At 41.6% G+C, this 12393-nt stretch carries 11 protein-coding genes and 1 pseudogene; 8 read left to right on the forward strand and 4 right to left on the reverse strand.

What is annotated here, in order from left to right; genetic code table 11:
* Window positions 1-28 precede the first annotated feature (28 nt).
* The 4 genes from hppD (at window position 29) to V7K41_RS08145 (ending at window position 2349) form a co-directional block, all read left to right on the forward strand.
* Window positions 29-1153 (forward strand): 4-hydroxyphenylpyruvate dioxygenase, encoded by a 1125-nt coding sequence (gene hppD, locus V7K41_RS08130; RefSeq protein ID WP_334847076.1) that lies wholly within the window; start codon window positions 29-31, stop codon window positions 1151-1153.
* Window positions 1150-1446, forward strand: a complete 297-nt coding sequence (locus tag V7K41_RS08135; RefSeq protein ID WP_334847078.1) for a hypothetical protein — start codon at window positions 1150-1152, stop codon at window positions 1444-1446. Before hppD ends, V7K41_RS08135 begins: the two co-directional genes overlap by 4 nt.
* Window positions 1407-1589 (forward strand): hypothetical protein, encoded by a 183-nt coding sequence (locus tag V7K41_RS08140; protein ID WP_334847079.1) that lies wholly within the window; start codon window positions 1407-1409, stop codon window positions 1587-1589. The genes V7K41_RS08135 and V7K41_RS08140 overlap by 40 nt, the downstream gene beginning before the upstream one ends.
* A 67-nt stretch (window positions 1590-1656) precedes the next feature.
* Window positions 1657-2349, forward strand: coding sequence for an HAD family hydrolase (locus tag V7K41_RS08145; protein WP_334847080.1), 693 nt, complete (start codon window positions 1657-1659; stop codon window positions 2347-2349).
* A gap of 155 nt (window positions 2350-2504) precedes the next feature.
* On the opposite strand, the gene V7K41_RS08150 is transcribed toward V7K41_RS08145, so the two are convergent.
* Window positions 2505-3131 carry a CPP1-like family protein gene (locus V7K41_RS08150; protein ID WP_292780627.1) on the reverse strand — a complete coding sequence of 209 codons (627 nt, stop codon included), beginning with the start codon at window positions 3129-3131 and terminating at the stop codon, window positions 2505-2507.
* Between the two features lie 650 nt (window positions 3132-3781).
* On the opposite strand from V7K41_RS08150, the gene V7K41_RS08155 reads away from it, so the two are divergent.
* Window positions 3782-4501: a response regulator transcription factor gene (locus V7K41_RS08155; protein ID WP_334847082.1), complete on the forward strand. Its 720-nt coding sequence runs from the start codon at window positions 3782-3784 to the stop codon at window positions 4499-4501.
* A 611-nt stretch (window positions 4502-5112) separates the two neighbouring features.
* Here V7K41_RS08155 and V7K41_RS08160 read toward each other — a convergent pair.
* Window positions 5113-5304: pseudogene (locus V7K41_RS08160) on the reverse strand (DUF2811 domain-containing protein); the annotation flags it as partial.
* Between the two features lie 470 nt (window positions 5305-5774).
* On the opposite strand from V7K41_RS08160, the gene V7K41_RS08165 reads away from it, so the two are divergent.
* Window positions 5775-7049, forward strand: coding sequence for an MFS transporter (locus tag V7K41_RS08165; protein ID WP_334847084.1), 1275 nt, complete (start codon window positions 5775-5777; stop codon window positions 7047-7049).
* A gap of 29 nt (window positions 7050-7078) precedes the next feature.
* Here the strand turns inward: V7K41_RS08165 and hisIE are convergent, their stop codons facing one another.
* On the reverse strand, window positions 7079-7729 hold the full coding sequence (gene hisIE / locus V7K41_RS08170; protein ID WP_334847087.1) for a bifunctional phosphoribosyl-AMP cyclohydrolase/phosphoribosyl-ATP diphosphatase HisIE: 651 nt from the start codon (window positions 7727-7729) through the stop codon (window positions 7079-7081).
* A 229-nt stretch (window positions 7730-7958) separates the two neighbouring features.
* Between hisIE and hemL the strand changes: the two genes are divergently transcribed.
* Complete coding sequence (gene hemL / locus V7K41_RS08175) at window positions 7959-9257, forward strand: glutamate-1-semialdehyde 2,1-aminomutase (RefSeq protein ID WP_334847089.1); 1299 nt, start codon at window positions 7959-7961, stop codon at window positions 9255-9257.
* 720 nt (window positions 9258-9977) lie between these two features.
* Window positions 9978-10898 (forward strand): polysaccharide deacetylase family protein, encoded by a 921-nt coding sequence (locus V7K41_RS08180; protein WP_334847091.1) that lies wholly within the window; start codon window positions 9978-9980, stop codon window positions 10896-10898.
* A gap of 76 nt (window positions 10899-10974) precedes the next feature.
* Here the strand turns inward: V7K41_RS08180 and V7K41_RS08185 are convergent, their stop codons facing one another.
* The gene (locus V7K41_RS08185) at window positions 10975-11859 is read right to left on the reverse strand and encodes a fasciclin domain-containing protein (protein ID WP_334847093.1); all 885 of its coding nucleotides are present in this window, start codon (window positions 11857-11859) and stop codon (window positions 10975-10977) included.
* Between the last annotated feature and the right edge of the window lie 534 nt (window positions 11860-12393).

The raw sequence follows: 12393 nt of genomic DNA on the forward strand, positions 1-12393 counted from the left end.
AAACTGTTATGCTGGATTTTCAATATCTATGAAAATTGATCGCGTTCATTTCTATTTAGAAGACGCCAAAATGTGGCGGGATTGGTTTGTACGCCATCTTGGTTTTCAAGCAGTAACCAATCGCATTAGTTCATTTCACACTTGTACAGAAGTGGTGAAAAGTGGTGATGTCTGCTTTTTTCTATCTTCACCACTGTTGCCTACAAGTCCAGTAGCTGAATTTCTGCGGCAATATCCACCTGGTGTGGCAGATGTCGCTTTTGTTGTCGAAGATGTCGAAGGCGCGATCGCCCTAGCTCAAAAACATGGTGCTACAATCCTACAACCCATCCAGGAACGCCAGGAGGGTAAGGCATTTATCAAATGTGGCAAAATTGCCGCTTGGGGTGGACTAACTCATACATTGATAGAAAGGTCATTAGTCAGCGGTCATTTGTCATTGGTTTGTGACAAAGCGCAAAGTCTGAGCGCCGGCTTCCGGCGATCAGAACTTTGTAAGAGAGGACAAATAACTAATGACAACACTTTTACCGCCATAGATCACATAGTGCTAAATGTAGCAGTTGGTGAATTGGATCGTGCTGCGGCTTGGTACGAAAAAATCCTAGATTTTCAACCCCAGCAAGCATTTAAAATCAAAACCAATCGCTCTGCTTTACACAGCCAGGTAATGGTTTCGCGCAATGGTAGCGTTCAATTGCCCATTAATGAGCCGGCTACTAGCAATTCTCAAATTCAGGAATTTCTAGATGTCAATCGGGGGCCAGGAATTCAACATATTGCCTTGCGGACGACTAATCTTGTGAGTGCGATCGCCAAATTTCGGAAGAGTGGTTTATCTTTACTCTCAGTTCCTCAAACCTACTACTCGCAGCTAAAACAGCGTCCAGGAATCACGCTATCACCTCTAGAACTAGAAGCGATCGCTCAACAGGAAATTCTGGTGGACTGGCAAGAAGATACTTCCGCAGAAGGAGGAAATACCGCACCCTTATTACTACAAATTTTCACCCAGCCAATATTTGAACAGCCGACATTTTTCTTTGAGTTTATTGAACGCCGTTTCCAAGCTCAAGGTTTTGGCGAAGGTAACTTTCGCGCCTTATTTGAAGCCATTGAAAGCGAACAAATCAAACGCGGTACTTTGCAATGATGCCTGAGTACAAAATATCAATTGAAATTCAGCCAGACTCCAAAGAAGTTGATTTTATAGACAAGCAACTTCAGCAATTCAATATAGGTAAGATTGGAGATTACCAATATACGTCACTGTTTCTATTGCTGCGTGATTCACAAGAAAATGTAGTGGGCGGCTTGGAAGGTTTTATCGGCTTGGGATGGCTTCATATCGGTACTCTCTGGATTGCACAGGAGTTAAGAGGTGAGGATATGGAAAAACGCTACTTTTGGCAGCAGAGCAAGAAGCTGTTAATCGTGGCTGCTTAAACGTATATGTTTTTACTTACAGCTTCCAAGCTCCTGAATTTTATCAGCACTTGGGATATGAAGTTTTTGGAGAGTTAGCGGATTTTCCTCCAGGTCATCGTCGATACTTTCTTAAAAAGAATTTACAAAAACCCCTTAGCTAAACTTGATACTCTCTAAAAATACCCATACATCTGAGATAATTTTAATAAAAATTAACATTTTGCGCCGATGCTAAGACTTATTACTGACTTCGACGGCCCAATTATTGATGTTTCTGAACGGTACTACCGCGTTTATCAATTCTGCTTAGAGAAAACCCGTCGTCGAGATCAAGTAGTGCAAGAACTTCCGAAAGTGGAATTTTGGCAATTAAAGCGATCGCGTGTTCCTGAAAAACAAATCGCCTTAAATTCCGGGTTAGACGAAGCTCAAGCCCAAGAATTCGCCCAGTTGCGGCGGCAAACTGTGCATACAGAACCTTACTTTCACTATGACACTCTCGCGCCTGGTGCTGTGGATGCACTGTTAAAAATTCAACAAGCTGGAATTGATTTAGCAGTGATGACGATGCGCCGATTTCGGGAACTAGATTATGCCTTCCAAAAACACGATTTAGGGAGATTTTTCCCAGAAAATCGTTGTTTTTGCTTGACTAACGACTACGTTAAAACTCGCGATATTGAAGATAAGCCCTTGTTGATGGCTAGGGCATTAAAAGAACTGCCCCCGTCTGCTGATACCTGGATGGTGGGCGATACGGAAGCCGATATTACCGCAGCTAAAAATTATGGGATTAAGGTGATGGCTGTGGAATCTGGAATTCGCGATCGCACCCAACTAGAACTTTACGACCCCGACTTAATCGTTAAGGATTTTAGCGCTGCTGTAGATTTAGTTCTAAGAGCTAAACACCTTGTTTAAAAAGGCTCTGTAGCTGCAACAGATTCAATTAATCAGCATTCGGGTTGCAAATTAAAATAGGAGTCAGAATAGGTATTCTGACTCCTGACTTTTTTATCTCAGAAGAACATACATAAACCATGTCTTCTTTATAGAAACCTGCTTACGGCAGTGGTTTAACGTAGAAAACTACTAACTAACCACAACAATATAAACGTCACTACAGTAGAGAACTGATTCGTTTCCAGACTAATAAATGATATTTGTGGTAAGAGCCAGCTAGCAACTAGTCCCCCAACGATTAGGCCAATTATTAAACTGACCAGTGTGAACAGAACTGCTCGGCCAAATTTGCCTTCCTTGCGATTAAGAAAGTAAATACTAGTGCCTACGCCAACCACCAATGCTAACTGCAAAACCTGATCGCCTCCCTCTGGATAGAACAGGCTAATAGAACTCAAACCGAGAAACCAAGCTCCTGGTAAGAGTATATCCGCAGGCGTTGGCTGATCCAGCATCCGTTGCAGCCATGCGGGTGACTGCTCGCGAGGGGTTGGACTTTCTTTAGGAGGCGATTGCACTCGCAACTCTGGAAACCGAATGCGCTCAGGGACTTTGATTTTACCTTCCTGGCGCATCCGTAAGCGATCCATTAAAATCGCATCGTAAGCCGCTTCAATTACTTCTAAATGCTTGGCATCGCCATTATGTTGCTCGAATAGGCGATTACGAGCATCCTGAATTTCATCGAAGCTAGCCTCTTCTGATACCCCAAGTTTTTCGTAGGGATTTTGATCGCTCATGGGAGTTTGTTACTTCAGCCTCAGTCAGCGGCGGTCTTTTATCGAATAAAAAACAGCTTTAGGTTTTATTTCGATCGAAACTAAAGTCTCGACCTATTTATATGCCCTACCAGGATAGTAGCACGGGTTAGTTTGATCGACTTTGTAATTTCAACTATAGTCACTTTAACATATCGCTATAACTCCGTGTATACCCTCATGTCGTTGTCTAATTCTGGCTTTAATCTAGAATTTGAACGGAGAGTACCTAAAATTCATGGTTTTTATGAAAAAATCAACTTTACTGTTTCAAATTTGGCAACTTACTGTGCCCTAAAAGAGTTTTTTTTAATTATACTGAATAATCGCTTGTGGTATATATCCGCATATCGATTTAAAATTGAAACGTTTTAAGTTATCACTTAACTGGGATCGAGAAGGTATCTTGATGTCAAGAACGGTTGCAGTTAAAGTCAGAGCGCTTATAATTACTGTGGCTAACAGAAGTTTCGCGTTCTCATTGCTCACAATCCTGATTAAAGTATTTATTTTTGAATTATCGGGATTCTTCCACCGTAGCCATCTAGATTCTTAGTTAGTCCCAAAGTGGCAACTGCGTTTTTACGCAACTCTCTTGTTAATCTTACGAATTTTTGTGCAAAATAATGGTCATGGCTCCTGCCAAGATTCTTGTAGTTGACGACGACCCTGCGGTTCGGAATTTAATCCAACGCTTTTTGATTAAGCAGAACTATCAGGTGGAGGCTGCCGAAGATGGAAAGACAGCCTTAACTCTATTTGAGCAATTTAACCCTGATTTGGTGATTCTAGATGTGAATTTACCAGATGTCACAGGGTTTAACCTCTGCCAAGAGATGCAAAGTCGTAATGGTGTTTTTGTTTTGATGTTGACTAGCCGTGCTGACGAAGCTGACAAAATTCGCGGTTTTGCTAAAGGTGCCGACGACTATCTCACCAAGCCTTTTGGGCTAGGAGAGCTAGAAGTCAGAGTCGGAGCTATTTTGAGGCGTCAGCGAGTGATAACTACGGCCGAGCAGAAACGCTTGGTATTTGAAAAACTTATGATCGATCCAGTGCGACGGGAGGTAGCACTTAATAACCAACCAGTACCTTTAACGGCTCTGGAATTTGACTTGTTGCATTTTTTAGCTAGTCATCCAGGCCGAGTTTGGCGGCGGGCAGAACTAATCCAAGAGGTGTGGGATTATGAATATGTCGGCGACCAACGGGTTGTAGATGTTCATATCGGCCAAATTCGCAAGAAGATTGAAATTGATGCTAGTCAGCCAGCATTAATTCAAACTGTACGTGGCGTAGGCTATAAGTTTGAATCTGCTGCTCACCCAGGGCAGTTGGAATCCAAGTCCTAAGTTTATAGTCTAGAGTTTTTTAACTCTTGACTGTTAACTTTTGGGCGAGTAATTAGTGAATTTCTTTGGCTTTAGTAAAAAACAAATTTAGACAAAATAGGTAGATATTTCTCAAATACAGACCAAACAGTTATTTGAGATATTTATTTATTTAAGACAGTGGGCAGGCGAGAGAGTCCACTGGAAAATATTTCTTTGTATGTGACCGTTTTGGTAGATATAACGGTGCTTAGATTGGAGTTCGTAGGGCACATAGCCGTGCATTCGTGTCAACTTAAGCTGACTTTTGACTTCCGCCTTGCGGTACTAGTTTTGGCAATAAGAGAAACTATTAGAACTTTTTTATAGATCGGGATCTACTGATCTTTTTTATTGTAATATTGCCGATCGCTTTGGATCAAAATCTCATTAACGAGACACGGTTTACCGTGTCCCGTCAATAGGGCATGAGCCACAATAACACCCTTCATACCAGTACCTATGGGGTATCTATTCAGGAGTGCTGAGTGCTGAGTGCAGTGATTACTTTTTTACTCAGCACTCAGCACTCAGCACTGTTTCGGTAAATTAGCTGTTGCTGGTGAGTCGGTACAGGGCATTTCTACTGTGGAGTGGTGAAACAAAGTTTCCAGATAGACTCGCGCAGCACGGCGATCGCTATCTCCATTTTGGAGTAAAAACAATGATAGCGCCGCCGTTAATACTCTGTTTTCATCCCAATCAGGATGGGTTTCTAAGTAGTTTTTTAAGGATTCGTGGAGTGTTTCAGGAATTTCTGTAAAGATGCTAACCGTTGCTTTCATGAGATTTTCCTCCTATGAGGATAATCAAGAGGGACAAGTTGCTTGCGTTAAAGCGGTTTAGGGCTTCACACGCTCTTTCGCTATCCCGACAATCTGCACTTACATCTGATAGTAATATATTTTACACATTTGATGTCAACAGTTGAACGGATTACAAAAGCAAGCCGCATCATTGTGCGCCAAGAGGGGGTGGGTTTGTCAATGCTGCGAAATGTTAAAAACGATTGTATAAAAAATAAATACGAACGAAATAATCGGGTTTTAAGCCAATTTTTTGTTACTTTACTTCACAAAAACTCAGTCCTTAAACTTCTTTGCTACTTATAATCAACAATCCCCAGTAAGACAGCAAGAAGCCTATTAGCTCGTATAGCACCTGTGGAAAACTGCTAAAATCCCTGTGGAAACCCTGTGGAATGAGTGAGGAAAATAGTAGCCAATGATAAGAATTACAAAAATGTCATCAAAATATGACATTTAAGCTCATGAAATTAGCTTCTCAATCGCAGTTATCATCGTGGTTGCCCTCGATACATCCCCAGGTCTGGATTTTCGCAATTGGTAGATTTCTCTCGGAAGTTGGCACCGGCTGTACCCTGTTTTACGCCCCCATCTTTTTTGTCAATCAACTTGGTTTATCTGCAACCAGTGTTGGGGTAGCCTTGGGTAGCGCCTCGATTTCCGGCGTTGTAGGACGGATTACAGGTGGTTCTTTGGCTGATTCTGGATATTGGGGACGCCGCCGCACATTGTTGCTAGCGACGGCGATTTCAGCAATTGCTTCTCTAGTTTTAGCTACAACCAATAATTTCACTACTTTGGTAATCGGTAGCTTGATTAGCGGTTTAGGGATAGGTTTCTATTGGCCGGCGGCTGAAGCTGTGGTTGCTGACGCCAGCCAAATTGACAATCGCCGCGAAACTTTTGCGATCGCCCGACTAGCTGATAACCTTGGGTTAGCGATCGGAATTGTGCTAGCTGGGTTTTTGATCGCCATAATTGGGAATTATCGATGGCTATTTGTCATTGATGCCATCTCTTTTATGCTATTTTTTGGAGTTGTCTATGTAGGGATTAGTGAAACTGAACAACAGCAGATAGAGGAATCTGAAAAGACAGAACTTTTTGCTGCTTGGATGGCAGTATTAAGAGATGGGCGTTTCCTGGTCTACATAGCAGTTAATATATTCTTTACAATCTATATTTCTCAAATCCACAGCACCCTACCGCTTTACTTCAAAAATTTTGTCCTTGTCGAAAGTACTGCCAAGGGATTTACTGAAACTACCATTAGCGGACTATTTGCTTGGCATCTGGTGTTCGCAATTATTTGTCAGTTGCCTGTCACCAGCATCTTAAAACGCTGTTCTCACACACTGGCGCTCACTGTTTCTGCGATTTTCTGGGCAATTGGTTTTGGACTGATTTGGGTAAGCGGCACTGCCCCATCTCATCATCTGCTTTGGGTAATATTGGCATTGGGAGTATTTGCTGTGGCAATTGTTTCCTATACCCCATCTGCTGCCTCTTTAGTGACTGAGTTAGCCCCAGAAAATCAACGCGGCGTTTATTTTTCCATCAACGCTTTGTGCTGGGCTGTTGGCTCTTTTATTGGTCATCCTTTGGGTGGATGGGCATTAGATCAACCACAAATTATTACCAATACTTATTGGCTAGGCTTCATCTTGAGTGTAGCGATCGCTGTGGCAATTTTACAGTACCTCAATCGAATTTTGGCTGAGTAGGGGCACACAGATGTGCGCTTATTCTCCCTCTATTGACGACGTTCTTGCAGCTTGCGATATACAGATTTTAAATCAACTTGATGGTGAGCTAAGGCAACCAAAGTATGATATAGCAAATCAGCCACTTCACCTGCGATCGCATCTTCTCGATCGTCCTTAAAAGCCATTACCACCTCAGCAGTTTCCTCACCAATCTTTTTCAAAATTTTGTTATCACCACCTGCAAATAGTTTACAAGTGTAAGAACTTTCAGTAGGATTGTCGCGGCGATCGCATATTATTTGAAACAATTGCGACAATGTATCTCCTGGTGGTGCAACAATTTTACCTTCTATTTGGTGAAAACAACTGCGCTCTCCAGTATGGCAGGCAACATCTCCTAATTGCTCTACCCCAATCAGGAGCGCATCACTATCACAGTCATAACGGATACTTTGCACTTTTTGGATATGCCCAGAAGTCGCCCCCTTGTGCCACAATTCTTGCCGAGAACGACTCCAAAACCAAGTTTCTTCAGTTTCTAAAGTCTTTTGTAACGACTCCTGATTCATCCACGCCATCATCAGGACAGTACCATCTAGATAGTCTTGGACAATTGCAGGCACTAGACCCCGTTCATCGTAGCGAATTTTCTCAATAGGGATAGTGTAATGCAGCGATCGCGAATCGTTAGAAGACATACCAGCTAGTTTGCTCTCATGAGAATAATTTATGGATTCACGATACCATTCACAATAGGCTAGCTGGTATATTTTTTGGAATTAAATATCTAAAATCAAGTCTTCATTGGACTTGCATAACATATTGTTATTTTTTTGGTTCAGCTAATTTTATAGGATAGAAATTCTAAGCAGTGTTTGACCCTATCCTAAGATAGAGCGTTTTATTGCCCACTGTTAGGAGAGAACTTTGGTAAATACCACAATTAAAACAACAAAATCACAAGAAGTCTTCGCCGCTGCTCAAAATCTCATGCCCGGAGGAGTCAGTTCTCCAGTTCGTGCCTTTAAATCTGTGGGCGGACAACCCATCGTTTTTGATCGTGTTAAAGGTGCGTATATTTGGGATGTAGATGGCAATAAATACATAGACTATGTAGGCACTTGGGGCCCAGCTATTTGCGGTCATGCTCATCCAGAAGTAATTGCAGCGTTGCATGAAGCTTTAGAAAAAGGCACCAGTTTCGGCGCTCCCTCAGTTCTAGAAAATGTTTTGGCAGAAATGGTCATCGATGCCGTTCCTAGCATCGAAATGGTCAGATTTGTTAATTCGGGAACTGAAGCCTGTATGGGAGTTTTGCGGCTGATGCGGGCTTTCACCAACCGAGAGAAAATCATCAAGTTTGAAGGTTGCTACCACGGACACGCCGATGCGTTTCTAGTAAAGGCGGGTTCTGGTGTTGCTACACTTGGTTTGCCAGACTCACCGGGAGTACCTAAATTAGCAACTAGCAGTACTCTAACTGCACCTTTCAATGACCTAGAAGCAGTCAAAGCTTTATTTGAAGAAAACCGCGACGAGATTGCTGGTGTCATTCTTGAGCCAGTCGTCGGTAATGCTGGATTTATTGCGCCTGATGCTGGCTTCCTAGAAGGATTACGAGAACTCACTCAGGAGTATGGAGCGTTATTGGTATTTGATGAAGTGATGACAGGCTTCCGCATTGCTTACGGTGGCGCTCAAGAAAAATTTGGCGTCACTCCTGATTTAACAACCTTGGGTAAGGTGATTGGTGGTGGTTTGCCAGTAGGGGCTTATGGCGGTCGTCGAGATATTATGTCAATGGTTGCGCCTGCCGGCCCCGTATATCAAGCTGGAACTCTTTCTGGTAATCCTTTGGCAATGACTGCTGGTATTAAAACTTTAGAATTGCTGCAAAAGCCAGGTACTTATGAGTCTCTTGAGCGGATTACTAAAAAGCTAGCAGATGGTTTGCTGCAAATTGCCAAAGAAACCGGTCATGCAGCTTGCGGCGGTCAAATCAGCGCCATGTTCGGCTTATTCTTTACCTCTGGCCCAGTTCATAACTACGAAGATGCGAAAAAGTCTGATACAGCCAAATTCGGACGCTTCCATCGCGGGATGTTAGAGCGCGGTGTTTACTTAGCACCCTCTCAATTTGAAGCTGGGTTTACGTCTTTTGCTCACACTGAAGAAGACATTGAGCAGACTTTAGCAGTTGCACGGGATGTAATGTCGAGCCTGTAACCTGTTTGTTAAGGGATTTCCAAATCAAAAGTATCCTGTTAACTCTTGTGGGGTGGGCATCTTGCCCCACAAAATGGATGATTTATAGGAAGTCCCTTTTTTAATAGAGAAACAAGCGTGCGGAATTTTCGGACTCACTCTCAAGCATTATTTGCAGAACTTTCAGCAGTTAATGGTGTTCAATCGTCTTGCGCAGTTGGGGATCGAAGAAATTTTTTAACAGGTTTGCTCTTTACCGTCATTACTCAAGAAAGGTCACATCTTCGTCATAATTTCGCAATGGCTTCGTCAATAGAATATGCAATATTTAGCCTACATTAAAATTCATAGTTAATGAAGCAGGATTAATAAATTTTAGGGGGTTACGTCCCTCGCAACTAAGAAGTGGCAAGTTTTCTGGCTCTTGTCTCAATATCCGTTGCAAAACTTAACTTAATTACAAATTATTTTACTTGCCTTTTACGGTTCTCGAAATTCTCCTCATACCCCATAGATTACAAAAATTAATGCGTATGAAGGTGAGAACCTTCATGGTGAGGGTTTTGCTTATAGATATTAGATTATCCATCGGGTAAGGTATTTTTTCAGAGTCAGGGTTGGAGCTAACTTTAAAAAATATACCAATCATAACTGTAGCTTTTATGGCAAGGCTTACAGAGTATAAAAAGTTGCCATAATTATTGTGAAAAAAAGATGGTTTCACCTTGAAGGAGCTATGAAGTGGACGACAATAAGTCATTTTTTGGTCTGCAAAAAATATTAGTTACGTTGCTTGTCTTGAGTGGCAGTGTGAGTGCCAGCACGATGATGCTTATTAAGTCAAGTTCCTCTAATGCTCAAAGTATAGAGAATACAAATGTAAACAATCTACCAAGCAAAGTTGGAATTCAGCAGCAGATTGAAGAACTAAAAGCGATGATGCTTCAAAGTTGGCAGCAACAAGCACAAACAAAAGGTTTTTCATATACTTTGCCACAGCGTTTTCAGGGAGCAATAGTTAATGCCGCAAAACTTACTCCTGAACAGAAAGTAATTGCGCTCACCTTTGATGATGGCCCATGGCCTGAAAGTACCGCGCAAGTACTCGATATTCTTAAAAAAAATCAGATTAAAGGGACATTTTTTCTTATTGGGCAAAACGTGAAGAATTATCCAGGCTTAGTGAAACGGGAGATTGCTGAGGGTCACGTAATTGGTAATCACACTTGGCATCATTGGTATCAATTCTTGAATCCACAAGCAGCTGCCTATGAGATTGACCACACAGCAGACTTGATTTATCAAGTGACAGGGATTAAAACAAATTTATTTCGACCACCAGGGGGAATCATGCACAATGGGGTAGCTAGTTACGCTAGAAATAGCAAATATGCCATCATTCTCTGGTCATCTGACTCTGTAGACTATTCACGTCCTGCTGTAGCAAAATTAATTAATAATGTCTTTAGGAGGGCCAAGCCAGGTGGAATTGTGCTAATGCATGATGGTGGTGGTAATCGCTCTAAAACTGTGCAAGCTTTACCAGAAATTATTGCCAACTTTCGGAAACAGGGCTATAAGTTTGTTACTATTCCTGAACTTTTAGAAATGCAAGATAAAGATCAAAAGCTGACTGCAAACAAAAAAACCGTCCAAAATTAATATCTGAACGGAATTTTAACCTATTAATACTTTATGCAAATCTAGTTATATTACCAGTTGTGCTGATACCGTAAAACTAAATGTCAGGAGGTAAAATCACCTGATCGATTGCGTGGATTACGCCGTTACTACCTGTAATATCTGCCTGTGTGACTTTAGCTTCATTAACGGTAACACCAGTAACAGGATCAACTTTTATGTTGATTGTTCCGCCTTCAAGGCTTTTAACTTCGCCAGACTTCAAATCAGTGGACAATACCTTACCAGCCACCACATGGTAAGTTAAAATCTTCAGCAATATTTCTTTGTTGTCTGGTTTTAACAATTCTTGCAAAGCATCTGGTGGCAACTTAGCAAAAGCTGCATCTGTGGGTGCAAAAATAGTTAAGTTATCTTTGCCTTGTAAAGCTCCGGTCAATCCTGCTGCTTTCAATGCCTTAGTTAAGGTGGTAAAGGAAGCGTTTGATTCTGCCAACGCTAACAAGTTTTTGCCTTGATTGTCGCTTGCCCCTGGCCCTGGTGGAGTTGTAGTCGGTGTCTGAGTCGGTGGTGTGGTAGGTTGAGTTTGTGGAATAGGACGTGGGGTGCGGGGTGTAGGTTCACTAGAGGGTGTAGGTTCACTAGGGGGTGTAGGTTCACTAGGTGTCACACTACCACCACCACGGTTATAGGGAGGCTCGTTGAAAATACTTGGTTTGGGATTTAGCGTTCCACCACTATTCTGTGCTATCGGTTTGCGTTTAGTATTGCCCTTTTCTATTTGGGAAACAGCCTCAGCAGGTGTGTATTGAGCGTTTGCTTGAATGCGTTGACCCTGGTTATAGGGAGCTTCGTTGAAAATACTGGGGTTAGGATTTAGTGCCTCTTTCGCGTCAGATGGTAAAGTAATGAGGACGCTGAAACTACTCAATCCTGCTATGCCTGCCAACGTAGTCAGTAATTTGCTGTAATTTGTCTTCATAAATTTTGTTTTTCTTTTTGTCCACACATTACATAAAGATTTATAACATTTTGCTATGCACAAAATCTAACTCAAGAGGGAAGTAAGATTTTCCTCTAGAAGTGTTTGTGCTAGTGAGGTAAAATGTTTAACCTCCACTCAAGCTGATAAGTATGAAATATATCTACCATATATTTCATGTAAATTGAGCAAATTTTCTCCATCACACCGAAATCAGTTAAAAAGCCCCACTCGGTGTCACGTAAATTCTAAGAAAGTGTGAAAATCTCATATCTACAAGTTATGAGTTAGAATTAACTTCGGAAAAAGATTATACTTAAAAGACAATTTATATACAAATTTGTACGTAAATTAATAGTTGATTCATAAATCCTAAATTACATAGGGAAGAAGGCTATATCTCAGAATTGACCATTGATTATTCAGCAAAAGCATAGAAATTAGACCTCTTGCAAAAAAGTTTTGTGGTACATTAAAGGGTTAAACAAATTGTCAAAAAGTTAAATAGCATTTTGAAGGTCATAGTTATAAATG

This window comes from Nostoc sp. (genome assembly GCF_036917415.1).
In the GTDB taxonomy this organism is placed as follows: Bacteria; Cyanobacteriota; Cyanobacteriia; order Cyanobacteriales; family Nostocaceae; genus Nostoc.

Bases quoted from the DNA above. Each gene is read 5' to 3' on its own strand.
- hppD (WP_334847076.1), top strand. From the start codon at position 29: ATGAAAATTGATCGCGTTCATTTCTATTTAGAAGACGCCAAAATGTGG.
- V7K41_RS08135 (WP_334847078.1), top strand. From the start codon at position 1,150: ATGATGCCTGAGTACAAAATATCAATTGAAATTCAGCCAGACTCCAAA.
- V7K41_RS08145 (WP_334847080.1), top strand. From the start codon at position 1,657: ATGCTAAGACTTATTACTGACTTCGACGGCCCAATTATTGATGTTTCT.
- V7K41_RS08150 (WP_292780627.1), bottom strand. From the start codon at position 3,131: ATGAGCGATCAAAATCCCTACGAAAAACTTGGGGTATCAGAAGAGGCT.
- V7K41_RS08155 (WP_334847082.1), top strand. From the start codon at position 3,782: ATGGCTCCTGCCAAGATTCTTGTAGTTGACGACGACCCTGCGGTTCGG.
- V7K41_RS08165 (WP_334847084.1), top strand. From the start codon at position 5,775: ATGACATTTAAGCTCATGAAATTAGCTTCTCAATCGCAGTTATCATCG.
- hisIE (WP_334847087.1), bottom strand. From the start codon at position 7,729: ATGTCTTCTAACGATTCGCGATCGCTGCATTACACTATCCCTATTGAG.
- V7K41_RS08185 (WP_334847093.1), bottom strand. From the start codon at position 11,859: ATGAAGACAAATTACAGCAAATTACTGACTACGTTGGCAGGCATAGCA.